The 25,498-nt window shown below is 60.3% G+C and carries 21 protein-coding genes and 1 pseudogene; 17 read left to right on the top strand and 5 right to left on the bottom strand.

The genetic code is table 11. The annotated features are described in order from the left end of the window. Position 1: 1 nt before the first annotated feature. The 4 genes and pseudogenes from AB7933_RS22395 to AB7933_RS22380 all read left to right on the top strand — a co-directional run. Positions 2–1,585, top strand: coding sequence for a flavin monoamine oxidase family protein (locus tag AB7933_RS22395; protein WP_024076399.1), 1,584 nt, complete (start codon positions 2–4; stop codon positions 1,583–1,585). A gap of 11 nt (positions 1,586–1,596) precedes the next feature. Beyond that, positions 1,597–2,031 carry a RidA family protein gene (locus AB7933_RS22390; protein ID WP_024076398.1) on the top strand — a complete coding sequence of 145 codons (435 nt, stop codon included), beginning with the start codon at positions 1,597–1,599 and terminating at the stop codon, positions 2,029–2,031. Positions 2,032–2,121: 90 nt separating this feature from the next. Beyond that, positions 2,122–3,447, top strand: a complete 1,326-nt coding sequence (locus AB7933_RS22385) for an LLM class flavin-dependent oxidoreductase (protein WP_024076397.1) — start codon at positions 2,122–2,124, stop codon at positions 3,445–3,447. 175 nt (positions 3,448–3,622) lie between these two features. Further along, positions 3,623–4,024: pseudogene (locus tag AB7933_RS22380) on the top strand (Hcp family type VI secretion system effector); the annotation flags it as partial. A 195-nt stretch (positions 4,025–4,219) separates the two neighbouring features. Here AB7933_RS22380 and AB7933_RS22375 read toward each other — a convergent pair. Next, the gene (locus AB7933_RS22375; RefSeq protein ID WP_024076395.1) at positions 4,220–5,425 is read right to left on the bottom strand and encodes a DUF1835 domain-containing protein; all 1,206 of its coding nucleotides are present in this window, start codon (positions 5,423–5,425) and stop codon (positions 4,220–4,222) included. A 255-nt stretch (positions 5,426–5,680) separates the two neighbouring features. On the opposite strand from AB7933_RS22375, the gene AB7933_RS22370 reads away from it, so the two are divergent. The 6 genes from AB7933_RS22370 (at position 5,681) to AB7933_RS22345 (ending at position 10,777) form a co-directional block, all read left to right on the top strand. After that, complete coding sequence (locus AB7933_RS22370; RefSeq protein WP_041161261.1) at positions 5,681–6,358, top strand: ABC transporter ATP-binding protein; 678 nt, start codon at positions 5,681–5,683, stop codon at positions 6,356–6,358. Then, positions 6,355–7,146: an ABC transporter permease gene (locus tag AB7933_RS22365; RefSeq protein ID WP_024076393.1), complete on the top strand. Its 792-nt coding sequence runs from the start codon at positions 6,355–6,357 to the stop codon at positions 7,144–7,146. The genes AB7933_RS22370 and AB7933_RS22365 overlap by 4 nt, the downstream gene beginning before the upstream one ends. A gap of 165 nt (positions 7,147–7,311) precedes the next feature. Beyond that, positions 7,312–7,944 (top strand): glutathione S-transferase family protein, encoded by a 633-nt coding sequence (locus AB7933_RS22360; RefSeq protein WP_024076392.1) that lies wholly within the window; start codon positions 7,312–7,314, stop codon positions 7,942–7,944. An 18-nt stretch (positions 7,945–7,962) separates the two neighbouring features. After that, the gene (locus AB7933_RS22355) at positions 7,963–8,880 is read left to right on the top strand and encodes a LysR family transcriptional regulator (protein WP_024076391.1); all 918 of its coding nucleotides are present in this window, start codon (positions 7,963–7,965) and stop codon (positions 8,878–8,880) included. Then, a complete protein-coding gene (locus tag AB7933_RS22350) occupies positions 8,880–9,764 on the top strand; it encodes a LysR family transcriptional regulator (RefSeq protein ID WP_024076390.1) in 885 nt (294 codons plus the stop codon). Before AB7933_RS22355 ends, AB7933_RS22350 begins: the two co-directional genes overlap by 1 nt. Positions 9,765–9,844: 80 nt before the next feature. Further along, positions 9,845–10,777, top strand: a complete 933-nt coding sequence (locus AB7933_RS22345; protein WP_041161260.1) for a pyridoxamine 5'-phosphate oxidase family protein — start codon at positions 9,845–9,847, stop codon at positions 10,775–10,777. 96 nt (positions 10,778–10,873) lie between these two features. Here the strand turns inward: AB7933_RS22345 and AB7933_RS22340 are convergent, their stop codons facing one another. Further along, positions 10,874–11,650 (bottom strand): helix-turn-helix transcriptional regulator, encoded by a 777-nt coding sequence (locus tag AB7933_RS22340; protein WP_024076388.1) that lies wholly within the window; start codon positions 11,648–11,650, stop codon positions 10,874–10,876. 597 nt (positions 11,651–12,247) lie between these two features. Between AB7933_RS22340 and AB7933_RS22335 the strand changes: the two genes are divergently transcribed. From AB7933_RS22335 to AB7933_RS22320, 4 genes are all read left to right on the top strand, one after another. Further along, positions 12,248–14,797 (top strand): putative mucin/carbohydrate-binding domain-containing protein, encoded by a 2,550-nt coding sequence (locus AB7933_RS22335; protein ID WP_024076387.1) that lies wholly within the window; start codon positions 12,248–12,250, stop codon positions 14,795–14,797. A 433-nt stretch (positions 14,798–15,230) separates the two neighbouring features. Further along, positions 15,231–15,524: a hypothetical protein gene (locus AB7933_RS22330; protein WP_024076386.1), complete on the top strand. Its 294-nt coding sequence runs from the start codon at positions 15,231–15,233 to the stop codon at positions 15,522–15,524. Then, the gene (locus AB7933_RS22325; RefSeq protein WP_024076385.1) at positions 15,502–16,245 is read left to right on the top strand and encodes a hypothetical protein; all 744 of its coding nucleotides are present in this window, start codon (positions 15,502–15,504) and stop codon (positions 16,243–16,245) included. The genes AB7933_RS22330 and AB7933_RS22325 overlap by 23 nt, the downstream gene beginning before the upstream one ends. Next, positions 16,245–16,958, top strand: a complete 714-nt coding sequence (locus AB7933_RS22320; protein ID WP_024076384.1) for an AAA family ATPase — start codon at positions 16,245–16,247, stop codon at positions 16,956–16,958. The genes AB7933_RS22325 and AB7933_RS22320 overlap by 1 nt, the downstream gene beginning before the upstream one ends. 23 nt (positions 16,959–16,981) lie before the next feature. Here AB7933_RS22320 and AB7933_RS22315 read toward each other — a convergent pair whose 3' ends face one another. From AB7933_RS22315 to AB7933_RS22305, 3 genes are all read right to left on the bottom strand, one after another. Further along, positions 16,982–18,499 carry an ArnT family glycosyltransferase gene (locus AB7933_RS22315; RefSeq protein ID WP_024076383.1) on the bottom strand — a complete coding sequence of 506 codons (1,518 nt, stop codon included), beginning with the start codon at positions 18,497–18,499 and terminating at the stop codon, positions 16,982–16,984. Between the two features lie 9 nt (positions 18,500–18,508). After that, positions 18,509–20,164: a lipid IV(A) 4-amino-4-deoxy-L-arabinosyltransferase gene (arnT, locus tag AB7933_RS22310; protein WP_024076382.1), complete on the bottom strand. Its 1,656-nt coding sequence runs from the start codon at positions 20,162–20,164 to the stop codon at positions 18,509–18,511. A gap of 188 nt (positions 20,165–20,352) precedes the next feature. Then, positions 20,353–21,036: a histidine phosphatase family protein gene (locus AB7933_RS22305; RefSeq protein ID WP_024076381.1), complete on the bottom strand. Its 684-nt coding sequence runs from the start codon at positions 21,034–21,036 to the stop codon at positions 20,353–20,355. 277 nt (positions 21,037–21,313) lie between these two features. Here AB7933_RS22305 and AB7933_RS22300 point away from each other — a divergent pair, with 277 nt between their 5' ends. From AB7933_RS22300 to AB7933_RS22290, 3 genes are read left to right on the top strand one after another with little or no spacing between them, the layout of a single operon-like run. Further along, positions 21,314–21,982 (top strand): ABC transporter ATP-binding protein, encoded by a 669-nt coding sequence (locus tag AB7933_RS22300; protein ID WP_024076380.1) that lies wholly within the window; start codon positions 21,314–21,316, stop codon positions 21,980–21,982. Continuing rightward, positions 21,982–24,444, top strand: coding sequence for an ABC transporter permease (locus AB7933_RS22295; RefSeq protein ID WP_024076379.1), 2,463 nt, complete (start codon positions 21,982–21,984; stop codon positions 24,442–24,444). Before AB7933_RS22300 ends, AB7933_RS22295 begins: the two co-directional genes overlap by 1 nt. After that, positions 24,434–25,495: a lipocalin-like domain-containing protein gene (locus AB7933_RS22290; protein ID WP_041160971.1), complete on the top strand. Its 1,062-nt coding sequence runs from the start codon at positions 24,434–24,436 to the stop codon at positions 25,493–25,495. Before AB7933_RS22295 ends, AB7933_RS22290 begins: the two co-directional genes overlap by 11 nt. Positions 25,496–25,498 lie beyond the last annotated feature (3 nt).

Raw genomic sequence — 25,498 nt, 5'->3', positions numbered from 1 at the left:
CATGGGACTGACACGACGTGAAGCCTTATCCAGCATCGCTGCGGTAGGCGGCGAAAAGGCCGTGAAGGATGCACTGGCGGTATTGGGCCTGGGGCCGTCGTCGCACCGCCGGCCGCAACCGCTGAAACTCAAGGACGGCCTGGGGCAGGGCACCCGCGTGCTGGTGCTCGGTGCTGGGATTGCCGGGCTGGTCACCGCCTTGGAACTGACCCGCGCCGGCTTCGCCGTGCAGGTGCTGGAAGCCCGCGACCGCGTAGGCGGGCGCACTTGGACCCTGCGCCATGGCGACCGTGTGGACTACAAGGATGGCCGTACGCAAACCGCCGCGTTCGAGCCGGGGCATTACTTCAACGCCGGGCCTGCACGGATTCCCAGCCAGCACCGCACGATCCTCGACTATTGCAGTGAGCTGGGGGTGCCGCTGGAAGTACTGGTCAACAGCAGCCATGGCGCCCAGGTACGGCCGGATGTGAACCAGCCGGCGTTTACGGTTGGCCAGGCGATCAACGATGCGCGCGGGCACTTGTCCGGGTTGCTGGCCAAAGCGGTGCAGCGCGATGCGCTTGACGATGTGCTGAGCGCCGAGGAACGCACGCGCTTGCTGGCATTCCTGCAGGTGTATGGCGACCTGTCCCAGGAGCTGGCCTTTGAGGGCACGATCCGTTCGGGGCACCTGGAATCCCCCGCCCACCCTGGCGCCTTGCCTGCCAGCCGCCGCCCGTTGGCGCTGGACCAACTGCTGCACCCCGAGCTGTGGGGCGCCTTGCTGCACACCGAGTTCCCGGAGTTCTCGGCGACCATGTTCCAGCCGGTGGGCGGCATGGACCGCATCACCGATGCCTTCTACCAGCGCGTCAGCGATCACGTGCAGTTGGGCGCCCAGGTCCGCCAGATCCGCCAGTTGGACGACGGTGTCGCGGTCACCTATCACGACCAGCGCAGCGGCCGCGAACAGGTGGTGCGCGCCGATTACCTGGTCTCGACGCTACCGCTGCCGCTGGTGGCCAGGCTCGACACCGACTTCAGCGACCCGATCAAAGCCGCGCTGCTCAGCACCCGCAGCGACCAGGCGACGAAAGTGGCGTGGCAATCGCCGCGCTTCTGGGAAACCGACTACCGCACCTACGGCGGCCTGTCCTGGATCGAACACCCGGCGCGCCTGCTCTGGTACCCCAGCAACGACCTCAACACCCGTGAGGGCTTGTTGGTGGCGGGCTATGTGACCGGGGAGGGCGCCGATGTGTTTGGCGCGCAACCGTTCGACCAGCAGTACGCCACCTCCAAGGAGGCTGTGGAGTTGTTGCATCCTGGGTATTCCAGGTACCTGCGCCACCCACTGGCGGTGTCCTGGGAACAGATCCCTTTCAGCGAAGGCCCGTGGCTGCAGCGTGAGCACTTCCCGGCCGCTGCCAGCGCCTTGCTCGAAGCAGGCCACGGCCGCGTGTACTTCGCCGGCGACGGCCTGGTGCAAAGCGGCGTGGGCATCTGGCAGGAATCGGCGGCCAACTCGGCGCGGCATGTGGTGGCGCAACTGGCTGAGCGCGTTACCCGACAAACCCACCTTGCGGCAGTGGCCGCCTCCTGAGGAACCCCACCATGAGCGACAGCATTCAACGCACCAGCGTCGGCGATTTCCCGATCTCGCAGACCGTCACCGTACCCGCGTCCGCCAGCCTGGTTTTCGTCAGCGGCACCTTGCCGGACCTGGCTGATCCGAACGCCCCGGCCGGCACGCCAGCGGCCTATGGCAGTACCGAAGTACAGACCGTGTCGGTGTTCGACAAACTACGCAAGATCCTGCGCCAGCAAGACCTGGACCTGGGCGATATCGTGCAACTGCGCGTGTTCCTGGTGGGCGCCGCAGAAACCGGCGGCAAGCTGGATTTCGCCGGGTTGCAGCGTGGGTACACGCAGTTCTTCGGTACCCCTGAACAGCCGAATAAACCTGCACGCACCGCGTTGCAAGTCGTCGCGCTGCCCTTGCCCGGAGCGCTGGTCGAAGTCGAAGCCATCGCTGCCAGAACAGCCTGATTCGAGCGGGAAAGACGGTGGGAGGGGGCTTGCTCCCACCTTTTATCCGGTTCAGCCAGATGATCCTTATGTCCACCTTGGAGAATCCCGATGTCTACAGCACCCCGGCAACTCAAATTCGGCGCCATCCTCACCGGCGTCGGCACCGCGCAAAACGAATGGCTGCACCCGCAAATCCCTGGCAATGCCAGTGTCGATATCGACTGGTACCGTGCCCAGGCACAGCAGGCGGAAGCGGCCAAGTTCGACCTGGTGTTCATCGTCGACAGCCCCTACATCACCCCCGATTCGGCACCGCACTTCCTCAACCGCCTGGAGCCGCTGACCCTGCTCTCGGCCATTGCCGGCGCGACGTCGAAGATCGGCCTGGTCGCCACCTTGACCACGTCCTATACCGAACCTTTCAACGTCGCCCGCCAGTTCGCCTCCCTGGACCTGATCAGTGGCGGCCGCGCCGGCTGGAATGTGGTCACCACCGGCCTGGAAGGCGCGGCCGGTAACTTCGGCCGTGAGCAGCATATCGACCATACCGAGCGCTATCGTCGGGCAGCCGAGCACCTGGAGGTAGTGCAAGGCCTTTGGGATTCCTACGAGGACGACGCCTTTGTGCGCGACAAGGCGAGCAAGGTGTTCCTCGACCCGCAGCGCCAGCACCGCCTCGACCATCACGGCGAGTTCTTCTCGGTGACCGGGCCGCTGAATATCGCGCGCTCAGTCCAAGGCCAACCGGTGATTTTCCAGGCGGGCATTTCCGAATCCGGACGCAGCTTGGCGGCCAACTATGCCGAGGGCATTTTTGCTGGGGTGGGTAATTTCGAGGACGCCCAGGCCTATTACAGCGATATCAAACAACGTACCGCCGCTGCCGGGCGCAACCCCGATCACGTGACCATCCTGCCGGGTATTTCGCCGATCATTGCCGACACCGATGAGCAGGCCCAGGCCATCGACCGCGAACGCAATGGCGAGCTGGATTTGAACAAGGCACTGGTGCAGTTGGGGCGGCCGTTCAACTACCACGACTTCAGCCAGTACCCGTTGGACGAACCCTTCCCCGACCTGGGCGACCTGGGCAGCAATGGCTATCGCGGGCATGCCGAAAACATCAAGCAAGTCGCCCGCGAACAGGGCCTGACTCTGCGTGAGGCGGCGTTGCGCTTTGCCAAGCCGTTCTCCAGCTTCGTCGGCTCGCCCAAGACCGTGGCAGATGAGATCGAGCGTTGGTTTGTGGACGGGGCGGTGGATGGCTTCAACATCCATGTAGGGGCGCCGGATGACTTTGCGCGGTTTACCGACCAGGTGCTGCCGCTGCTGCGTGAGCGTGGGTTGTTTCGTCGTGAGTACAGCCACAGCACGCTGCGTGGGCACCTGGGGTTGCCGGTGCCGGTGAATCGGCATACGGCGGCAAGGAGCTAGGCGGCCTGAGGGTCATCACCACTTCCAGCCGCCCTGTTGTTTCAGGGGCGCGATAACGCCGTTGCGTTTATGTCTGATTTCCAACATCTCTCGGCGCATTTGTCGTTGGCGTTTGCTGTTCAGGCATAGAAGCCCGATCAGCAGGCTTAGTAAGGCAAGGGTAAATAGGAGGTAATGGGCCTGGGGGGTGTCGCAGACAGGGTCGATGCACTCGGGCACTGGAGGTGGTGCGGGCAAGGTCAATATCGCCAACCTGAACCTGAAAAAACCGCTGGATAAATCCAGCCCCAACCTGATGATGGCCTGCGCCAGTGGCAAGCATTACCCCGAAGCCAAATTGGTGGTGCGCAAGGCGGGCGGAGCCAGCCCGGTGGAGTACCTGGTGATCACCTTGAAGGAAGTGATGGTGGTGTCCTACGGCACCGGTGCGCACAGTCAGGATGATGTGCTCTACGACAACATCGCCTTGAACTTCGCCACCGTCGAGGTCAGTTACCAGCCGCAGAAAGCCGACGGTACCAAGGACGGTGGGGCGGTGAAGTTTGGCTGGAATATCCGGCAGAACGTGAAAGCCTGAGCCACGGCCAATCAATCACTATTACCGCAACAACAAGGCTCGTTGCTTGACTTGCCGCTTTTGTTCAAACGGCAACTCCCCATCATCCCCATACGGCGCGCTGTACCGGTTGCAGGCGCCGGCGCTGGGGGCTACTGGTATCCCATCAAGGCGGTCGGCAGCAGGCAGGTGACAATCAGGTCACTCTCAGGTGAGTCAAGGCCGCCATACGGGCGACAGATGTTTATCAAGGGTCCAATGGCATTGGCCGGGCTTCAGGCTCACACCGCCGACCCACCGTTCATGGCTGGCGTGGTCCAGCCAGTAAGCGTCGCCGTTCAGTACTTGATGCCCCAGTGTCGTCAGCGCCAGCACCCGCCGAGGCCATTCGAGGTGGGGCTCGGTTTCTGTCAGCAACGGCTGCTCACCATCGATCAACGGCCGCAACAGCGCGTGAAACATCATGTCTCCCAGGAACGGCAGCGGTTCGCGCTTGGCCATCAATTCGGCAAACACGCGCCCGAACGTCACCGGGCCGGCTTCGGCGAGGTACGCCAGGGACAGGCGTTCGGTCAGCGACAGCCCATCCCGCGCGCCTGGCAATTCCTGCAGTTGTCGCCGCAAGGCGGGTGCCAGCAAGGGCAGGGCGGGATGCGGGCGCTGGGCCAGGGCGGCCAACTTGAGTGGGGCGCTGTCGCAGTAGGCTGCCCAAGCCTCACGGGCCAGTTGCAGCGCAGCCTCATCGATCAACCGCCGTTGCGGCCAGAGCCAGGCGAGGACATCGGGGGCCAGTTGGCCTATGCCGATAAAGCGTTCGACGCCGGGGATGCGGTCGACCTCGATCAGCTCCAGCTTACGGGGTACACGTTCAAGGCTGGCCAAGGCGTGGATCAGGAACAACTGGTCATAGGCATCCGCCTCGCACCAGAGCACGCTGTGCTCGGCGTCGGCCAGGGTTTCAAGCTGGTTGTACTCATCATTGACGCGACGCGTGACATCGGCCAGGTCCAAGGTGAATGCCTGGCTGATGAACGCACTGCGCATCGCGCGGAATGCGTCGCGGGGCAGGTCGCGAACCGGGCCCATGCACAACGGGTCGGTGAGCATCTGGAACTGGCCCTTGAACCCGGCCAGGTGCAGGCTGTGGGCAATGTCACTACCGCAGCGCCAATGGGTGGTGCGGGCTTCATCGCTGGCGTCGAAGTCGGGATGGCGGGCGGCGAAATCGAGGGCGTCGACGTGGGCCTTGAGCTTGGGCCAACTGCTGAAACCCAGTTGTCTGGCGACCTGCCATTGGGCCTGGGACAACGTGGCGCCGGGGTTTTCGGCTTTCAGGCGCGGTAGCAGTTCCTTGGCGCGCTTGCGCTGTTGCTCAAGGTTGATACGGCCATCGGTGGTGGAGGTCAGGGGGCGTTGTGACATACGAGCTCCTTGCACAAACCTTTTCCGCTTTAAGGTTGGGAGTCGTAGAAATGAGGGGGTGCTTCACTGTCTTGGGCGCAGCCCTTTCCGCGGAAGGTGGCGTAGAGAGCGCCAGGCGGCAAATATAGGCAGGGCAGGTGTCGATTGCAAGGCACCGCTATGGGACGGGGCGCCATCGTTTGATTTTTTGCTATGAAAAGCCTGCTCGTCTGCTTCACCATTGCGTCCGACCGACAGCCGAGGAACACCGCGTTCATGAGCGCACTGATCGAAACCCGCGCCCTGACGCGCATGGACGAGCGCCGCCAGGTGCCCTTGCTCCAACCGACGGATTTCTCCTTGAAACGCGCCGACCGCGTGTCGATCACCGGCACGTCCGGTTCCGGTAAAAGCGTGTTCCTGCGGGCCTTGGCGTTGCTCGATGCCCCCTCTTCGGGGCAGGTCCTGTGGAACGGCCAGCCGATCAGCAACGCCCAGATTCCCCACTACCGCAGCCATATCAGCTACCTGTCCCAACGCCCGGCGCTGATCGACGGTACGGTGGAAGACAACCTGCGGTTTCCCTTCAGCCTCAAGACCCTGCGTCAACGCCATTTCGAGCCGGCGGCTGTCATCGCGCTGCTGGGCCACGCCGGCAAGTCGCCCGACTTCCTGGCGAAGAATGCCGGTGACCTATCGGGCGGGGAGGCCCAGGTGATGTCGTTGATCCGCACGTTGCAGCTCAACCCCGAGGTGCTGTTGCTGGACGAACCCACCGCTGCCCTCGACCCCGCGTCATCCCGTGAGGTGGAAGCGTTGATCGATGCCTGGTTCGCCGCTGACAACGCGCGTGCCTATATCTGGGTGTCCCATGACCTCGACCAGGCCCGGCGCATGAGCGATATCCACCTGCACATGAGTGCCGGGGTATTGAGTGGAGCCGCCCAGCCATGAATTATCAAAATCTCACGGCACTGGACATGGCCATTGCCGCTTCGCTGATCCTGATCAACGGCGCGTTGTCGCTGGCGTTGCGCCTGGGCCTGGAGCGCCAGTTGCTGTGGGCCGCCGTGCGCACCGTGGTGCAACTGCTGGCGATCGGTTACCTGCTGGGCTGGGTGTTCGAATTCGCCTACTGGTACGTGGTGCTGCCACTGATGTGCGCGATGACGCTGATCGCCGGGCTGTCGGCTGCCGGGCGCGGGCGGCGCACTTACCGTGGGCAACGGGTCGACAGCATCGTGTCGGTATGGGGCAGTTCGTGGCTGGTGACGGCGGTGGGTTTGTTTGCGGTGATTCGCATCCACCCCTGGTACGAGCCGCAGTACGCGATCCCGATCCTCGGCATGATCCTCGGCAATACCCTGACGGGTGTGTCCCTGGGCATCGAGCGCATGACCCAGGAACTCACATCGGGCCGCAACACCATCGAGATGATCCTGGCCCTCGGCGGTTCGCGCTGGGAAGCGGCGCAGGAAGCGATTCGCCAGGCAGTGCGCGCCGGGATGATCCCGACGCTGAACCAGATGACCGTGGTCGGTATCGTCAGCCTGCCCGGCATGATGACCGGCCAGGTGCTGGCGGGGGAGAGCCCGGTGGATGCGGTGCGCTACCAGATCGTGATTATGTTCTTGATCGCGGCGTCGTCGGCGTTGGGCACGGTCGGCGCGGTGCTGTTGACCTACCGGCGGTTGTTTTCCAAGAGCCATCGATTCTTGCGCGATCGCTTGGAAGAGCGCTGAAGGACTCTCCCGCGCCGAGTTGGCGTACGTTGCAGCGACGGGAAAAAACTTCGGCGGGTGATTGTTTCACTGGATGAAATGCTGGATTGTCAATCCTGGTCATTCCATTGATCGAGGCCGCGGAGGACCCTGCGAGGCGTCGAACCCCTACCTTTGGAGCCTTTCATGTCCCAGCCTGCGATCAAACTTTATGGTTTCCCATTGTCCGGCCACTCCCATCGGGTCGAGTTGATGCTGTCCCTGTTGGGGCTGCCCAGTGAATTCATCCTGGTCGACCTCAAGCAAGGCGCGCATAAAACCCCCGAATTCCTGGCCACCCTCAACAGCTTCGGCCAGGTGCCGGCGATTGACGATAACGGCACGATACTGGCCGATTCCAACGCCATACTGGTCTACCTGGCCAACCGATATGGCGACGGTCAATGGCTGCCCAGCGACCCCGTGGGCCAGGCGCGCGTACAGCGTTGGCTTTCGGCCGCTGCCGGTCAATTGCATGCGGGGCCTGCGAGCGCGCGGTTGGCGGTGGTGTTTGGCGCCGATGTCGATACCGTCACCGCCATCAGCCGCTCCCATGCCTTGCTGGCGTTGGTGGAGCAGCAACTGAGCCAAAGCCGCTTCCTGGCTGGCGAGCAGCCGAGCATCGCGGATATCGCTTTCTACACCTATGTGGCTCATGCACCGGAAGGCAATGTATCGTTGGCCGACTACCCTCAGGTACGTGCCTGGCTCGCCAGCATCGAGGCTTTGCCAGGCTTTGTGGGCATGCCGCGTACGGCGGTGGGTTTGCAATCACAGTAACCCTCACGAGGCGCGCGGATGGATCGATTTCATGAAATGCAGGTGTTCCTCGCGGTGGCCGAGGAGGCGGGCTTTGCCGCCGCCGCGCGCCGCCTGAAGACCTCGCCGCCCAGTGTGACGCGGGCCATCGCCGCCATGGAACAGCGCATCGGCACGCAACTGCTGGCGCGCACCACCCGCAGCCTGCACTTGACCGAAGCCGGCCAGCGTTACCTGGAAGATTGCCGGCGCATTCTCGCCGAACTCAATGAAGCCGAGGAGGCGGCGGCGGGCAGTTATTCCGTCCCCTGCGGCCATCTGGCGGTGACCGCGCCGGTGCTGTTTGGCGAGCTGTATGTGGCGCCGGTGCTGGGGGATTACCTGGATCGCTTCCCCCTGGTGAACATCAATGCCTTGCTGGTCGACCGCGTGGTGAACATGACCGACGAAGGCGTCGACGTGGCCGTGCGGATCGGCCATCTGCACGAGCCTGGCCAACAGGCGATCCAGGTCGGTGAAGTGCGCCGTGTGGTGTGCGCCGCGCCTGGTTATCTGGATCAGTGGGGGCGGCCGCAACGCCCCGAACACTTGCGTGAGGCCAAGGTGGTGACCTCGTCCGCCAGCCAGCGGGTGGGTGAATGGCAGTTTGTCGACGCTGGCCAGCCGTTGACGGTGCCTATTGAGCCGCGCCTGGTGGTCACGGCGAATAACGCGGCGATCAACCTGGCGCGGCTGGGCTGGGGCTTGACCCGGGTGCTGTCTTACCAGGTCGCGGCGGCGGTGGCGGCGGGTGAATTGGAGATTGTCCTGGAAGCGTTCGAGCCGGCACCACTGCCGATCCAGGTGGTGTTCCAGCAGAGCAACCGGGTGCCGGCCAAGGTGCAGACTTTCGTGGACTTCCTCGCCCATCGCCTCGGCCAGGATGCAGCCCTGAACCCGCCGATGCGGCGCGGCTGATGGAGCGCTATCACGACATGCAACTGTTCGTGGCGTTGGCCGGGCAGCCGAGCCTGGCCGCGGCTGCGCGCAGCGCCCAGGTGTCCGGGCCGACGCTGATGCGTGCGATTGCCCGTTTGGAGGCGCGCCTGCGCGTGCCGTTGCTGCAACGCAGTACGCAGGGTGCCAGCCTCACCGACGTGGGCGGCGCCTACATGGCCGACTGCGTGCGCCTGCTGGCCGCCGTGGAGGCCGCGCAAGCCTCGGCCAAAGGCTTGCATGTGCAGGCCCAGGGCAATTTGCGGGTGTTCTTGCCGTTCCTGTTCAGTTGCCACGTGATGGCGCCGGTGTTGGGCAGCTACATGGACCGCTATCCCGATGTACACCTGTCGGCGCATTACCACGACTACTACCCGAACCTGCATGAAGAGGGGCTGGATGTGGCGATCCTGGTGGGTGAACTGCCCAGTTCGGCGCTGATCGCACGGCCAGTCGGGCACGTGCGGCATATCCTCTGCGCCAGCCCCGCTTACCTCCAAGCCCACGGTGCGCCAGCGCATCCCGCCGACCTCAAGCGCCATCATCTGATCGCCAGCGTCGATCAAGTGTCCTGGGCGTTTCGGGGCTATCAGCTCAAGGCCCGTGCGCGCCTGGGGTGTGCCACGGTACAAGGGGCGATCAGTGCCGCGGTGCAGGGCGCGGGCCTGGTGCGTTGCTTGAGCTATCCCGTGCATGAGCATCTGCTCAGTGGGCAGTTGCTTCGCGTCTTGCCAGGCTATGAGCCGCCAGCCATGCCCGTGCACGTGGTGTATCGCGAAGGCCGCAATGCGCCGATGCGCGTGCGCAGCTTTGTCGACCACTGCGTGGCAGCCCTGCGCGAACACCCGGCATTTCAGTTGGCGTAACAGTGGATTGCCGGCGGTGGGCATTCTCTCGGTGCTCGCCGGGGTGCAGCATGGGGCTGTCCAAACTTGAGGTGATTGCCATGAACCCGAACGAACAGTCCCCCTGGCATGCCGGTGAACGGCAGATACAGGCAAGTGCCGGCGCCGCCGAACGCATGGCCGTGATCGGGCCGAAGGTGATTCGCGATCATTTGCCGGAGCAGCATCGGGATTTCTATCCCTTGCTGCCGTACCTGATACTCGGTGTGGTGGATGAGCACGGCATTCCCTGGGCGACGATGCTCGAAGGCGCTCCGGGGTTTGCCCATTCACCCGACCCCCACACCTTGCAGATCGATAGCCTGCCCAGTGCAAGCGACCCCGCCAGGGCCGCTTTGCACAGCGATGCTGCTGTGGGCTTGCTGGGCATCGACCTCAATACCCGTCGACGCAATCGCATGAACGGGCGAATCGGTGCTCTGGATCACGACGGTTTCTCCGTCAACGTGGTGCACACCTTCGGCAACTGCCCCAAGTACATCCAGCTGCGGCCCGTCGATTCAATCGCGCGTAAACCCGGTTGCATGGCCGAGCACGCCAACCACCTGGATGATGCCGCCCGCGTGATGATCCGCAACGCCGACACCTTCTTCGTTGCCAGCTACGTGGATGCGGACGGCGAACGCTCGGTGGACGTTTCCCATCGTGGCGGCAACACCGGGTTCGTGCGGGTCGAAGGCAATGTGCTGACCATCCCCGACTTTGCCGGCAATCTGTTCTTCAATACCTTGGGCAACCTTGCGGCCAACCCCGTGGCGGGCCTGTTGTTCATCGATTTTGCATCAGGTGATGTGATGCAACTGGCCGGTCGCACTTCGCTGATACTCGGCGGCCCGGAAGTCGACGAGTTCGACGGTGCACAGCGGTTGTGGACGGTGACCGTGGAGCATGTCATTCGCCGCCCGGCGGCGTTGGCGTTGAGGTGGCGGTTTGCGGAGTTTTCACCGTTCAGCCTGGCGATGGGCCGTCGGTAGATGGGGGAGAGGGGGCGGCTGCGACCGCGACCGCCACCCGAGGCCAGCGCGCAAGGCTTCAGGCCATGCCGCTTGTGGTAAGCATCGGCCTGCGCATCAGGCGCCGATCATCCATTTCGCCAACCCGTGCCGGCCACTGACGCCCAGCTTGGCGGCGGCGCGCTTGAGGTAGGTTTCGACCGAGCTGTTTTTCACGCTGAGCTGTTCTGCCATTTGCGGCACGGTGCCGCCGGTCAACAGGCCGAGACACACCTGCTGCTCACGGGCCGATAGGGTGATATCGCTGAGGGAAAGGCGCTTGTCGAACTCGCGCTGCAACTGCGAGTGTTCCAGCAGGGTGTGCGCCGGTTCGCGCTCGGGGGGCGCAGCCTGGCGCAGCAATTGTGCATGCCGCTCCATCAGCGGTAACAGGGTGTCTGACAGGCACTTGAGAAACGACAGCTCGGCCAGGGAAAAACCGCGCTGGGCCGGTGGACGGTACAACGAAATCACATAGCGTCGATCACCCTGGCGTGACACCAGGCTGCACTGGTGCGAGCGGTCGGCGCGGGCCCTTATCTGGATCAGCAATGGGTCCTGCATGTCGAGCATGTCCCGCAGCAGCGGATGCTCGTTCAGTGGGGGCAGGGTGTGGGCGGGCGAAAGCTCATTTCTCTGCCCGGCGCGGCCCAATCGCTGGATGTTGAGCACGCGGCCGTGCTGTTCGTCGAGGGTCCATTCATTGAGCTCGGCACCGTGGATCGGTACCCACTGGTCCACCAGCTGCCACAGATGGGCGGCGAATGCGGCGTGGCCGCTGGTTGCGATCAACTCGCCCAATTCGGCGTAAAAAACCGGGTTCTCCATGGTGTTGATACTGCGCGGCAGACTCATAGCCATCTTTCATCCTTGATGTCGAAAACCTCAACGGGCGCCCTGGCGTGGGCGCCGGGGCCCAGGTGTGCGGCGGAAACAAGGGACACAATCTGCCATAAAAATAGCGTCATTAATCCGACGTATCTCACGGCCCTTTGCGCTGTAGCAGAAACCGCGGTGGCTCAACATTACGAATAACTATTTGATATTAAACATAATTTTCGTTTTTTAGCGGCGTGTTCGTCACTCGGCAGCGGACAGATATAGCTGATGTCCTACATCGATTTCATCGTTTCAACCCTCGGTCTCAGGGGGCACGAGCAAGCTCGCTCCCGGACGTGACAGGCGATACCGCCTCTAATCGCGCGTATCAACGGCAACACCTCTGCCGCCCAGGGCGAAGGCAGGGTGTTTTCTAACAGGGAAAAAGGCAGGGTGTTGGTTTTTGAGCAGGCGCCTGGTTGATGCAGGCACGACAACCCCGGGTATAGAAAGATTATGTCTACGCGGGCAAAGAAATAGATATAAAAAACTGTGAATTATCACAGTCGTGAAAACAGGTGGGGGGCTTCATGATTTTTCCAGGTAATGAGTTCAATCACCCTGGAAAGCGATATGGACGATTCAAAGGCAATTACAAAGTTTTTTAAACCTTATACCTTGGAACATCCAGGCTGGTTTTGGGGAACCGGTTTTTCCAAGGGCATTTACCATGATCGACAACCCCTTGGAGTGATACTTCCCGCCGGTGCACGTATATCCATTCGCCGGTCCAGTGCCATTGACCGTGTACTGCAGCTGGATCTGCTAAATGATAGCGGCGTGACGGAAACCTATATTCGGATCACCGGTGAGTGGGCAGGCTTGACTGTCACCCATCCCTCCGTTCCGTTCGTGCTTACACCCTATGAGCCGATAGATGTCGAGATCGAATATTCGACAAGCGGCGACGAAGTCCTGCCCATCTATGTTTCGAATGGCAATGCGGATTTGTTTTTTCAGCAGTGGGATGAGACTGATTCTGCGTTTGCGCTCATCCAGACAACTTATGCCAGCTTGCTCGTTCCGGCGGTCGATAAAGCCGTCGTCAAAGCACTGCATCAGGCGCAGGGGCTTGACAGCCTGGAGAAATATTATACGGGCGTGTTTGAGTACTTTAATTCCTTGGCGGGTATCTCATTCGATACACCGGTCCCGACCGATAAGAATATTCACAATCGGTATTTCATCAAGGCAGATAAAACGGGTGGAGGCTCTGCCTACTATGGGAATGGGTGGACAGCTCAGGTTGGCGATTCGATCGCGAGTTGCTGGTTGGACACGCGCGCAGATAACTGGTGCTCACTGCATGAGATAGCCCACGGCTACCAGACATACGCGATGTATAACAGTGTCGTACCGACCGGCGAGGTCTGGAATAATATTTATGCGACTTATTATCAACATAAAATGATGGGGCAAAGTGTATATGAGCGCGGCTGGATGTATGCCGGCAATGCTCAGGCGACATTCGATGCGATGCGCAGCCGAATGGACAGTAGTGTGCCGCCGGGGAGATGGCATTTACATGAAGTGCTTTTTTTATTCATGATCATCATTGATAAAGCCGGCGAGTCGGCTTTCACCGAGTTTAACCAGTACTACCGAGCACTTGCCACGACCAACGGATTTGATCTTTGGGAACATCCCTTGATGGATCTGTTCAGTGCACGCTGGGCTGATAGGCTCAATATTGATATCGGACCCTTGATGGCATTGTTGGAGGTGGAAGTCTCCGCTGACCGCGCTCTGAAAAATGTCTATGGGAACTTTCGCCCGTGCTGTCCGCTTTACCGGGTCGTGCCTCCTGAACAACTGGCCTACCTCCAGCAGCAGTTGAATTTGAAGACGCCGTTTTCACTGGTCGACTGTCTATCGCTCAACGTGACTGATCTTAAAGGTGACTTGACACTGGAGATGACGAATCAAGCCTATCTCGAAAACAAAAATAAATCTTTCATCCTGCGCACGGGTAGTAATCAATCGCATATTGTTAAAGTCACTTCGCCTGTGCTTGAACTGAAGGGGCTGCCGATAGGTGTATATAATTTGCAGCATCCAGCGGTGCCCAGTGGCGTTCGAACGATCAATCACAATTATCTAGAAGTGAGTGCGAACATGAATAATAACGTGTCATTAGATTATGCTTATGCTCAAGGCACCTCGTTGGCGTCGCAAAAGATCGAGTTTTTCGGGTTGTATGGTTTATTTGCTGTACTGAATGTCGATATGGAATTTCATAGGGCAACGTTCAATGTTTTAAGGGCTGAGCCCCATTCCTACTATGGAACGTCTGTCTATGCAGGTATTTCCGTCGAGGACATTAATGGCTTTGTGCTGTTTGATTTATCCATTCCCGGCAAAGGTGCAGTGGTGTTCGTACACGAGTTTTTGATAGGACCTGGCTGTACCGTTACGATTCATCATAAAGAGCCTTCTCGTCTCTCAGAGACTCCGAACTTACAACCCTTTATCGATAAGGCCTCTGTCGATAATACGTTGACGGTCACGGTGCAGGGTTTAAGGAATTTGAAACTGGATAATAGGCCGGCAAATAATTTGAAAACGAGAATTGCACTGGCGGCTGATGAAATCAGAAAAACCCCGCATTTATTGTTGCATGCGGGCTCTTCGCCCGTCATGGATGTGTTGGCGGCGATCAATACATTTGAAAGCCCCGAGCGGGATCAGCTTCTTGAAAGCATCAGGGACTTGATTGTCTTCTATGGTGATACCGGAGACGCAGGCGTGGCGGGAAGTTATTTTACCTGGCGCCAATCTGGGGTTGGACAGGGAACGGTGGCAGATATAAAAATTGATACGGTCACTCAGCAGGTGGCTATCGAAGTGCTTGCCGCTAAACCTCATGGCTATTTCCCTTCTATTTACATTGCCATGTGGGTCAGGACGGCAACAGGTGAGGTGCTTTACTCTCAAGAACTAAGAGGTGATGTTCAGGCCGAGCCCAGTTACGTGACGCTTCCTTTTGTCGAGGGTTCTACGGTTAGCGTTTTGCACTTGGAGCCCGTTCGTTCGGTCATCGTAAATACTGATACTCAAGCGCAATATCCAGTCAGGCAGATACATGTTGTTCGATCACTTGGAGGCGGCAAGTTGCAAATTTAATCGGGCTGGGTGATTCCTTGTCCCCGGTTTGTACCGTCCTGTGTGCAGCGGCAAAGAGCGGCCGACCTATTCTTGCCGGATACTTTAAGTAAGACCGTATGTCGGATTTTCTTGTGAGGTTCGTTGGAACTGTTCGGTGTTCTACACATTTTCTTGGTTTGAACATTTTTATAGGTGCCGATTGAGATTTTGGTAAGTGATTAATTTTATGAGGGTTAAATATTTATATCGAGTATGGGTAGCACAGCTTTATTTCGTATGGGCTTGTTGGTGTTCTGATTGTCGTGAAAGAAAACTCCTAAAGTGTCCGGTTCATTTTCCTACAAGGCGAAATTGGAAAAATTGCGCTTTCTTTTAGCTGGATCTAGATTGCTATCGTCACTCGTTAATCAGTCATTGAAGATAATGATTGTGTGGTCTCAGGAGAGTTGAGATGAGCGATGAAGAGTTTGAGGTGATGTTTTTCTATTTTGATAATGAATGTGGGTTCAATCTGTATGTGGGGAGCGCTGGAGCATCAGGAAGCCAAGGCGGATGCTGGAAAACCGCTATAGGGTATTCCGCGATGAATATAACCCTACCTAACTATGAAATCATGAATTTCGCAACGGAAAGTTTGCTCGTAGCTGACAGGGGCGTTTCAAAGGTACATTCGCAGCCACTGCGCGCGTGGAAAGAGTGGTGCCGTTTCCATGAGGTGAGTGATGAGATATTACCCCTTGCTTAAGCCATTATTGTTGGCGGGGCTATTTATTAAAGAACAGTTAAAAGAGCCCGTGGCTTTATTTTGGATCGTTATATCCCCGGTGGTTACGTTCTATTTGATCGCCTATGCCAGGGTGGGGGAGGGTACGCTGTCTCAGCGTTATCTGGATAATACCTCGTGGTTTTATGCGTTCGTATCGTCGAGTGTTGCCCTGTTTGGCTTGGCATTTTATATAGTGGGGAGAAGGGAGAGTGGGTTTCTACGATCCTTCGTCTATACGCGGCGCACAAAAACAATCTTTCTTTTGGGGCAGTTTTTTGCCTATTCTGTAATGTCGGTTATCTATTGTTCTGCTTTTTATGTGTTCACGAGAAACTATTTTGGCGTAATGGACGTTACAGAGTTTTTTGTTGTGCTTGGGCGGTTTTACATCTGCTTTCTCTTGTTTTCCGTACCTTCGCTTCTGCTGACGTTGATTCCAATGGGATTTCAAAATACAAATACGGTTTTTTCTATATTTTCATTCCTGATGCTGGTGCTGGGAGTTGTCAGCGCGAACGCCTCTCATCGCGTGTTTGAAGTGATCCGCTATTTTAATCCGATGTGGTGGGCAAACCAGATAATGTCACTGGGGGTCGCTGAATGCGCATTCCTCGTTAGGGTGGTTGTTTGCCTTTTTGTTATTTCGTTTTTGATGTTGATCCGTTTTTTACTTATTAACCCAGTGTGGAGTCGCTATTGATGAGACGGCTTATCGTAAAATCACTGGGTATCGGATATGCGCAGCATGTGGTGCTTGAAGACGCCTCGTTGACGGTCGGTCCCGGTTCAATTTCAGGCTTGTTGGGACCTAATGGTTCTGGAAAAACGACTTTTTTTGACGCGGTGTGTTGTCTGAAAAAAGCCAATTCCGGTGAGATATCCAATTCGTTCTCGAAGTTGCTTTATCTATCACAAATCATTACGACGCCGCCGGTGCTGCGAATGTTTGATGTTTTTAAAATGATGATGCTTTTTTGTTCTGACACACAGGTCACACAAAAGCACGCGCTGGAAAAAATTGAAAAATGGAGCCCGGGGATAGCTGAACGCTATTGTGAAATATGGGAAAAGAAATCGTCTCTTTGCAGTTACGGAGAAAAGCGATGGTTTTTTACCTTGTCCCTGCTCTCCGTTAACGCTGATCTGGTGATACTGGATGAGCCCACGGCAGGTGTGGATCCCGAGTTTCGTTATCACATCTGGAAATGCCTGGAAGGGGCTGCCGCGGAAGGTGTCGCGATTCTGGTTTCATCGCATAACGTCGATGAGATCGTTGCCCACTGCGATGACTTCTACATGCTGAGTCAGCGGCGTTTCAACCGCTTCACTGATGCTGAGGGCTTCATGAACGCCTATGACGCTGCAAGCCTGGATGAGGCGTTTATTCATGCTGCGAGCCTGCCAAAAGGTTAAAGGCAGGCGCGCACCAGGTTCGGTTATTGCCCCTGTGGGATAAACGCTACGCTGCCACCCGAACGCGTGTGAAACAAGCGCTCGCCATTGTCCGGCTGGGTGGTGATCACCTGGTGATCCGCGCCCAGGTAAGCCAGCGGTGTGGGATCTTCCTTGGAGAACTGCGCGATGATGATCGTATGCTGCGCGTCGAAGCCCTGGCCGCTGGTTTTTTCCAGCCAGGCCATGAACTCGGCGCTGGTGCCCTGGCGCGGGAAGTCCTGGGTCTCGGCTACGTAGTAGAACGGTTTGCCGTGGTTTTGCAGGTACATCGGCAGTTTGTTGTCGACCTCCACCAATACCATTTGCCATTGGTTCCAGGGGGCGCTCTTGATGGCCTGGGCCTGAACGTCCTTGACGAAACGGGTCACGCCGCCGTTGCCATTGGTCCAGGGATACGCCACGCCCAATACCAGCAGCATCAACAGGGCCGCAGCGGCAAACCCTTTCTGCCAACGCGGCCAGCTCGCCGGTTTTTTCGCCAGCCGCTCACTCACCCACCAGGCCGCCAGTAACTGCGCGAAGGGCACCAGGGGCAACACGTAGTAGCTGCGTCGGCTACCGCTGGCGGTGAAGAACACAAACAACAGGCCCAGGCCCCAGACCAGCCAGCGCACATTGGGGGGAGTCTGGCGCCAGTGCCGCACGGCCAGCCACAGGCCGAGCAGCCAGCATGGGGCCCAAGGCAGGGTGTAGGCGGGCAGGTAGATCAGGTAGGTGTAGATCGGCCCCATATGGTCGAACGGGTCGAAGAAGCGCACCACGTTTTCGCGGAACACCAACGCCAGGCCGCTTTCACCGTAAGTCGGCGCACCGTAGAGGTGGGACAGCACGAACGGGATGGCGTAGAACGCCGCAGCGATCAGCAGCGCCAGCACCAGGCGCAGGTTGAGGTGGCGTTTGTAGCGCTGTTCGCTGAGCAAGTGCGGCAGCAGTACCAGGCCCGGCAGTACAAAACCGATCAAGCCTTTGAACAGCGACGTCGCCGCCAGCAACAGGAAAAATACCGTGTAGCGCCCCAGGCGTGTGTCGTCCGGCCCGCGCCAGTACCACCACACTGCCGCCAGTACGCCACACACGGTGAGCACATCCGCCGTGGCCACGCGTGCCCAGAACAGGAAGTAGAAGGTGGTGGCGAGCATCCAGCCGGCAATCAGCCCGGTGCCCTTGCGGAACAGGCGTTCGCCGATCAGGTAGACCAGCCAGATGCTCAGCCATGCCGCGATCACCGAGGACAGGCGCAGCGACCACGGGCCCAGGCCACCCATCAGGTTGGCAAACGCGGTGATCAGCCAGTAGGAGGGCAGGGGCTTGTCGTAGTACGGCGCTCCCTTGAGGTAGGGGTCGAAGTAGTCGCCGCTTTGCAGCATTTGCAATGCGATATTGGCCCAACGGGTTTCCGGTCCCCACAGATCGCGACTGCCCAGGCCCAGCAACAGGAGCAAGGCCGACACGCCCAGCAATAGCAGCAGGGCGCCGCGCTCGGTTTTCCAGAAAGTCATGGTGGGTTCCTAGGGGGATTGCGGATAGAGGATGAGTACCAGGTCGCCCTTGCGATAGCGTTTGCCACCGGGCGGCAGTTGCCCCTCTTCAATGTGTTCGCTGGTGCTCCGGACACGCATCAGGACCCCCACCGAACCCTGTTTACGGGCATCGGCCAGCCAGGCCTGGACATCGTCCAGCCCGACCTTACGGTGCACCGAGTCGGGGTATTGCAGGCCATAGCGCAACTCGCCTTCGGTGTTATAGAGCGTCACCTGTGTGCGGTTCAGGCGCCAGGCCAGGGCCGAGGCCGATTCCAGTTCATTGCTCAGCAATGCCTGGGTTTGCTGCAAGTCGTCCAGGTGTTCCAACACGAACTGGTCGGGCATTTCGTTATCCGCCACGAACTCGGGCATGCCCACTGGCAGCAGTACCACCAGCAAGCCGATACCCAGGGCCGGCATTGCCCATAGCGTGAGCGGGCGCACGGCTTGCAGCAGGTTGGAGAGAATCCAGCCCAACAGCACGATAAAGGTCAGCGACAGGCTGAACATCTCCGCGTGGCTATTGCCGTACAGCGGCCTGGTGAGTTGCAGATAAATCAGTGCCACCATCGCGACCATGCCGATCACGAAGTTGAGCATGCCGTTGATGCTGAGGGCGCGTGCTTTGCGTTGTTGAATCAGGTCGATCAGGGCATGCCCCATCAACAAGGCCAGCGGCAGCAGGCACGGCATGATGTAGGTCGGCAACTTGCCGTTGCTCAGGCTGAAAAAGCCCAGCGGCAGCAGCATCCACAGGGCGAGGAAGACCATCGCCGGTTGACGTTTTTCTTTCCAGGCCTTGAGCAGGGTATTGGGTAACAGCGCCGACCACGGCAGGCAGGCCACCACCATGATCGGCAGGAAGAACCACCACGGCCGCGCATGCTGGGCATTGTCGGAGGCAAAGCGGCGGATGTGTTCATGCCAGAAGAAGAAGCGCCAGTAGTCCGGTTCCTGCACGTGGATCGCCCACACCCAGGGCAGGCAGATCAGCAGCGCGACGCCAATCGCCAGCGGGCCATAACGCAGCAATTCACCCAGGCGGCGCTGCCAGAGCATGTACGGCACGGCAATCAGCACCGGCAGCAGCCACGCCAGGAAGCCCTTGGTCATGAAGCCCATGGCACAGGCCACGCCCAGCACCGCCCAGGCTCCCAGCCGGGCCCGCACGGTGCGGCTGTCGAGGGCAAACCACAGCGCTACCAGGCTGAGGTTGACCCAGAACGTGAACTGCGGATCGAGGTTGGAGTAGCTGGCTTGCCCGGCTACGAGGCCAAAGCTCAGGTAGAGCAGGGCGCAGGCGAAGCTTTTGCGTGGGTCGTTCCACAGGCGGCGGGCGATCAGGTAGGCCAGCAGCACGCTCAACCCGCTGGTCAGCGCCGAAGCGATCCGCACCCCGAACAGGTTCTGCCCAAACACCGCTTGGCCGAGCGCGATCAGCCAATAGCCGGCGGCGGGTTTTTCAAAGTAGCGCAGGCCCATGAAATGCGGGGCCACCCAGTTGCCGCTGGTGAGCATTTCCTGGCTGATCTGGGCGTAGCGGGTTTCGTCGGGTACCCATAAACCGTGCAGGCCAAGAGGCAGGAGATAAAACGCGGCAATCGCCAGCAGCAGTAAGGGCAGAGGTTTTATTCGGGTCATGCGAACGTCGCTCCTTGACGTCTAAGGGAGGGAAATGGATGTAGGAAAGTTGTAGTACAAAGACTCACAATGTTCACTAAGTCGCTGAAAATAGTCATGACGTCCTTAACTAACAGGCGCGACTAAACATGCCAGAAGTTGGCTGTCGTTTGGCTGAACACCTGCGCCTTGTATATGTAAAAAATTGTCTAGAGTTGCTTGATTGCCGCCGGCCAGTCCACGCTGTTCATGATGCCCAGGGTCTTGAAGTGACCGTTGCCCAGCACCTCCACGAACAGCGCGCTACCGTACTCGGCGGTCACCGCATGGGGGTACCCGAGTGCTTGTTCGAAGTCATTGATGCAGGCACTGTGGGTGATCAGCACCAGGTTGCGCCCGGGTTGTTTGTGGCTGAGGATTTCTTCCCCCATGGCGTCGCCGCAGATCGCCAGCGGGCCTGGGGAGAGCAGGGTCTTGCCGAACATGAACTGCGAGGTCTGGGCGGTGCGGGTGGTGGGGCTGCTGAGGATGTCAGCGCTCTCCATACCCAGGGTTTTAAACGCTTTGCCGATTTCCTTGGCCTGCTGGGTGCCGTGGATGGTCAGGCCATCAGCGGGGCCGAAGCAGGGGTTTGACGAGCGGTCGCAGCGCTCTTCATGGCGCACAAGCACAACCACATTGCCGTCGCGCCAGCCAGCGAGCAAGCCTGAGGTGAGCAGGCGATTACCAACGCCCAGGTCCGGCGGGGACAGTGGCCAGGCCAGGTAGCCGGCCAGTAAGGTCCCGAAGAAGGCAGCCACTGCCATGCCCAGCCAGAGCTTCTTCAAGCGTTTGGCCCGGGCTTGGTATGAGCGCGATTTGGTCAGGGTCAGGTTAACCACGTTGTTCACCATCGACACGTTAGGCAGCGTTTTTTATCAAACAGGTGCAACTCTCTGAGTGCGCCCGTAGTGGTGCAGGAGCCTGTCATACAGTTGCTGTCTTTTTGCTGAAAATCGGTGTGTTAAAAGTTGCCAGTGCCGGCAACTAAAAAGTTGATCGTTATTGGCAGTTGGTCGGCACTTTATGCGCGGGTCGGTAGTTAACCGGTGAAATGCATGTGAAAAATTTGCGTGGCGAGGGCGGTCAGCCGTTATCCTCGATGGCAGTCCATTGAGGAGCGAGCATTCCATGTTGCAGGTGCAAGGTGTCCATAAAAGCTACGTCACTGCGCAGGGCCCGCTGGCTGTCCTGGCCGGCGTTGATCTGCACCTGGCTGAGCGTAGCAGCCTGGCGTTGATGGGCGAGTCGGGTAGCGGGAAAAGTACGCTTTTGCACCTGGTGGCCGGTCTCGATCGTGTCGACAGCGGCAGCATCCGCATGGGGCAGCAGCGTCTCGACCAAATGAGCGAAACGCAACTGGCCCACTGGCGCCGCACGGAAATCGGCCTGGTATTCCAGCAGTTCAACCTCATCGGCAGTTTGCGCGTGGACGACAACCTGGCCTTCCAGGCGCGGCTGGCAGGACGCTTCGATCCGCAGTGGCAGGCGCAGTTGGTGGAGCGCCTGGGCCTTGGCGACTTGCTCAAGCGCTATCCCGAACAACTGTCGGGTGGCCAGCAGCAACGGGTGGCGGTGGGGCGGGCGTTGGCGTCGCGACCGGGCCTGCTGCTGGCCGATGAGCCTACCGGCAATCTGGATGAAGCCACCAGTGATGACGTGCTGCAATTGCTGCTGGACCTGTTGCGCGAAACCCCCACCAGCCTGTTGATGGTCACCCACAGCGCGCGGATTGCCGCACGGCTTGATCGCCAGGTGGTGCTGCAGCGCGGGCATGTGCAAGCCCCGGATGCGAGTTGATGGCGGTATTCCAGTGGACCTTGCGCGCGTTGCTCAGCCATTGGCGGCGCCATCCCGTACAGTTTTTCAGCGTGCTGACCGGACTATGGCTGGCGACCGCCCTGCTGACCGGCGTACAGGCCCTGAACAGCCAGGCGCGTGACAGCTACGCCAGGGCCAGCCAATTGATCGGCGGCGAACCCCAGGCCAGCCTGAGTGCGCCGGACGGCGCCAGTTTCCCCCAGGCGCTGTTTGCCCAATTGCGCCGCGCCGGGTGGCCGGTGTCGCCGGTGGTGCAGGGGCGGGTGGTGCTCAAGGGGCATGAAGACCAGCGCCTGCAATTGATGGGCATCGACCCGCTGTCGTTGCCCGGCAGTGGCGTGGTGGCGGGGCAGCGCTTGAGCCAGGCACAGATGCTCGTCTTCTTCGAGCCTCCCGGGCGCACCTGGATCGCTCCGCAGACCTTGCAGGCGCTGGGGCTGCACGCCGGTGAGCAGCCGCTGACGACGAGCGGGCGCACCTTGCCGCCGTTGCAGGTACAGCCGGACATGGCGCCCGGCATGCTGTTGACCGATATCGGCTTCGCCCAACCATTGCTGGACATGCCCGCGCGCCTGTCGCGCTTGCTGGTGGACAAGGCTTACGCCGCCAGCCAGCCCACGCCGCCGGCCGAGCTGCAACTCAAGCAGGGCGAAGACAACAACCTGTCGCGGCTCACCGAAAGCTTTCACCTGAACCTTGATGCGCTGGGCTTCCTGTCCTTTGTGGTGGGGCTGTTTATTGTGCATGCGGCCATCGGCCTGGCCCTGGAGCAGCGACGCGGGCTGTTGCGTACATTGCGCGCCTGCGGCGTGAGTGCGCGGATGTTGATCCTCGGCCTGGGGGTGGAGCTGGGTGCCTTGTCGATAGTGGGGGGCGTGCTCGGCGTCGCCAGCGGCTACCTGTTGGCCAGCCTGCTGCTGCCGGATGTGGCTGCCAGCCTGCGTGGCTTGTATGGCGCCGAGGTGCCGGGCCAATTGAGCTTGAGCCCAGGGTGGTGGGTGGCAGGTGTGGGCTTGAGCTTGCTCGGCGCCTTGCTCGCCGGCGCCAGCAGCCTATGGCGCGCGGCCCGCCTGCCATTGCTGGCGCTGGCCAATGCCCAGGCCTGGCACGAGGCCCATAGGCGCTGGTTGCGGCGCCAGGGCTGGGTGGCGGCGACGGCCTTACTGATCGCGCTGCTGGCGTTATGGCTGGGCGACAGCCTGGCTGCCGGTTTTGTGTTGATGGCGGCCTTGCTGCTCGGCGCCGCCCTGGGTTTGCCGGTGTTGCTCAACGGCTTGCTGGAGGCGCTGCTGGGGCGCAGCCGTTCGGTACTCGGCCAGTGGTTTCTGGCTGACTGCCGCCAACAATTGCCGGCTTTGAGCCTGGCATTGATGGCGCTGCTGTTGGCCCTGGCCGCGAATATCGGCGCGGGCTCCATGACCTCGGGCTTTCGCCACACCTTTAATAACTGGCTGGAGCAACGCCTCACCGCCGAGCTGTACCTCAACCCGCAAAACCCGGCCCAGGCCGAGCAACTCAGCACCTGGCTGGCGCAGCAACCGTTGGTGCAAACCGTGCTGCCTACCTGGCAGGTTGCGGTGCAATTACAGGGCTGGCCGGCGGATCTGTTTGGCGTGGTCGACGACCCTACCTATCGCCAGCACTGGCCGTTGCTGGAAGCGGCGAGCGCGCCGTGGGACCAGTTGCAGCAAGGCGAGACCCTGATGCTCAGCGAACAACTGGCGCGGCGGCTTGGCGTGACGCTGGGTGACACGGTCAGTATTCCCACGCCGCACGGTGTGTGGTCGCCCACCGTGGTGGGGGTGTACGCCGATTACGGCAACCCCAAGGGCCACGTGCTGGTCAACGCCCGGCACCTGCTGGCCCACTGGTCGAGACTGACGCCGGCGCGTTTCAACCTGCGGGTGTTGCCGGAAAACGTGGCGCCGCTGGTGGGCGAAGTGCAGCGCGCCTTTGCCTTGGAAGACAGCCGTATCGTCGATCAACAGCAACTCAAGGGGTGGTCGAGCCAGGTGTTCGAACGCACCTTCGCCGCCACCGCCGCGCTCAACAGCCTGACCTTGGGCGTGGCCGGCGTGGCGCTGTTCATCAGCCTGCTGACCCAGAGCCAAATCCGCCTCGGCCAACTCGCTCCGCTGTGGGCGCTGGGGGTGACGCGGCGGCAATTGATGCTGCTGAACCTGGCGCAAACCTGGCTGCTGGCGGTGCTCACGCTGCTGCTGGCGTTGCCGCTGGGCCTGTTGCTGGCGTGGTGCCTGGATGCGGTGATCAACGTGCAGGCGTTTGGCTGGCGCCTGCCGTTGCAAGTGTTCCCGTGGCAGCTCGCACAATTGCTCGGGCTGGCGCTGCTGGCCACGCTGTTGGCGTCGGCATGGCCGCTGTGGCAGCTGTATCGCAGCCGTCCGGCGGACTTGTTGAGGACGTTTGCCCATGAAGATTAGGTCGTTGATGTGCGCGTTATTGCTGCTGGCGGCCTGTGACAAAGTCCCCGCGCCACAGGAAAGCTTTGCCGGCCTGGGCAGCGACGCGGCCGACTTTGCCCAGGTGCTGCCCGGCAAGGTCTTCAGCTTTCCCGAGGATCACGGCCCCCACGATGGCTTTCGTATCGAGTGGTGGTACGTCACCGCCAACCTCAAGGACGCCCAGGGCAATGTGTTCGGCGTGCAATGGACGCTGTTTCGCAACGCCCTCAAGGCCGGGCCGACGCAAGCCGGCTGGCACGATTCAAACGTATGGCTCGGCCACGCGGCGGTCACCTCCGCCACTCGCCATTACGCCGCCGAACGCTTCGCCCGCGGCGGCGTCGGCCAGGCCGGGGCGCAGGCAGTGCCGTTCAACGCCTGGATCGACGACTGGAATTTCGCCAGCGAGCCCGGCGCCGCGAGCGCATTGGCGGCGATGCAACTCAAGGCCAGCGGAGCGCAATTTGCCTACGACCTGCGCCTGACCTCCAGCCGGCCATTGGTGTTGCAAGGCGACAACGGCTACAGCCGCAAATCCGACCAGGGCCAGGCGTCGTACTACTACAGCCAGCCGTTCTTTACTGCCGAAGGCAGCGTCAGCATCGACGGCAAGACGTATCAGGTCAGCGGCCCGGCCTGGCTCGACCGCGAATGGAGCAGCCAACCGTTGACCGCCAGCCAGACCGGTTGGGACTGGTTCTCCCTGCACCTGGACCGTGGCGAGCAGTTGATGCTGTTTCGCGTGCGGCAAACCGACGGCGCGGCCTACCTGACCGGCACCTGGATCGACCGCGAAGGCCACACCCAGACCCTGCACAACGCTGACATCCAACTGGCACCGCTGGACACCACGGTGATCGACGGACGCCACATTCCCACACGCTGGTCGCTGAAGATTCCCAGTAAACAGCTGGATATCACCACCCAGGCCGTCAACCCGAACGCCTGGATGAACCTGAGTATTCCGTACTGGGAAGGGCCGGTGCAGTTTGACGGCGGGGTGGGTTACCTGGAGATGACCGGATATTAGGGT

The sequence above is a fragment of the Pseudomonas gorinensis genome, from assembly GCF_042015035.1.
Taxonomy (GTDB): Bacteria; Pseudomonadota; Gammaproteobacteria; order Pseudomonadales; family Pseudomonadaceae; genus Aquipseudomonas; species Aquipseudomonas gorinensis.
Note: the sequence above shows the minus strand (reverse complement) of the source record. Positions and strands in the feature narration are given on the sequence as shown.

Excerpts from the sequence above, each read along its gene's own strand:
- AB7933_RS22395 (WP_024076399.1), top strand. The coding sequence starts at position 2 with ATGGGACTGACACGACGTGAAGCCTTATCCAGCATCGCTGCGGTAGGC.
- AB7933_RS22390 (WP_024076398.1), top strand. The coding sequence starts at position 1,597 with ATGAGCGACAGCATTCAACGCACCAGCGTCGGCGATTTCCCGATCTCG.
- AB7933_RS22385 (WP_024076397.1), top strand. The coding sequence starts at position 2,122 with ATGTCTACAGCACCCCGGCAACTCAAATTCGGCGCCATCCTCACCGGC.
- AB7933_RS22375 (WP_024076395.1), bottom strand. The coding sequence starts at position 5,425 with ATGTCACAACGCCCCCTGACCTCCACCACCGATGGCCGTATCAACCTT.
- AB7933_RS22370 (WP_041161261.1), top strand. The coding sequence starts at position 5,681 with ATGAGCGCACTGATCGAAACCCGCGCCCTGACGCGCATGGACGAGCGC.
- AB7933_RS22365 (WP_024076393.1), top strand. The coding sequence starts at position 6,355 with ATGAATTATCAAAATCTCACGGCACTGGACATGGCCATTGCCGCTTCG.
- AB7933_RS22360 (WP_024076392.1), top strand. The coding sequence starts at position 7,312 with ATGTCCCAGCCTGCGATCAAACTTTATGGTTTCCCATTGTCCGGCCAC.
- AB7933_RS22355 (WP_024076391.1), top strand. The coding sequence starts at position 7,963 with ATGGATCGATTTCATGAAATGCAGGTGTTCCTCGCGGTGGCCGAGGAG.
- AB7933_RS22350 (WP_024076390.1), top strand. The coding sequence starts at position 8,880 with ATGGAGCGCTATCACGACATGCAACTGTTCGTGGCGTTGGCCGGGCAG.
- AB7933_RS22345 (WP_041161260.1), top strand. The coding sequence starts at position 9,845 with ATGAACCCGAACGAACAGTCCCCCTGGCATGCCGGTGAACGGCAGATA.
- AB7933_RS22340 (WP_024076388.1), bottom strand. The coding sequence starts at position 11,650 with ATGAGTCTGCCGCGCAGTATCAACACCATGGAGAACCCGGTTTTTTAC.
- AB7933_RS22335 (WP_024076387.1), top strand. The coding sequence starts at position 12,248 with ATGGACGATTCAAAGGCAATTACAAAGTTTTTTAAACCTTATACCTTG.
- AB7933_RS22330 (WP_024076386.1), top strand. The coding sequence starts at position 15,231 with ATGAGCGATGAAGAGTTTGAGGTGATGTTTTTCTATTTTGATAATGAA.
- AB7933_RS22325 (WP_024076385.1), top strand. The coding sequence starts at position 15,502 with ATGAGATATTACCCCTTGCTTAAGCCATTATTGTTGGCGGGGCTATTT.
- AB7933_RS22320 (WP_024076384.1), top strand. The coding sequence starts at position 16,245 with ATGAGACGGCTTATCGTAAAATCACTGGGTATCGGATATGCGCAGCAT.
- AB7933_RS22315 (WP_024076383.1), bottom strand. The coding sequence starts at position 18,499 with ATGACTTTCTGGAAAACCGAGCGCGGCGCCCTGCTGCTATTGCTGGGC.
- arnT (WP_024076382.1), bottom strand. The coding sequence starts at position 20,164 with ATGACCCGAATAAAACCTCTGCCCTTACTGCTGCTGGCGATTGCCGCG.
- AB7933_RS22305 (WP_024076381.1), bottom strand. The coding sequence starts at position 21,036 with ATGGTGAACAACGTGGTTAACCTGACCCTGACCAAATCGCGCTCATAC.
- AB7933_RS22300 (WP_024076380.1), top strand. The coding sequence starts at position 21,314 with ATGTTGCAGGTGCAAGGTGTCCATAAAAGCTACGTCACTGCGCAGGGC.
- AB7933_RS22295 (WP_024076379.1), top strand. The coding sequence starts at position 21,982 with ATGGCGGTATTCCAGTGGACCTTGCGCGCGTTGCTCAGCCATTGGCGG.
- AB7933_RS22290 (WP_041160971.1), top strand. The coding sequence starts at position 24,434 with ATGAAGATTAGGTCGTTGATGTGCGCGTTATTGCTGCTGGCGGCCTGT.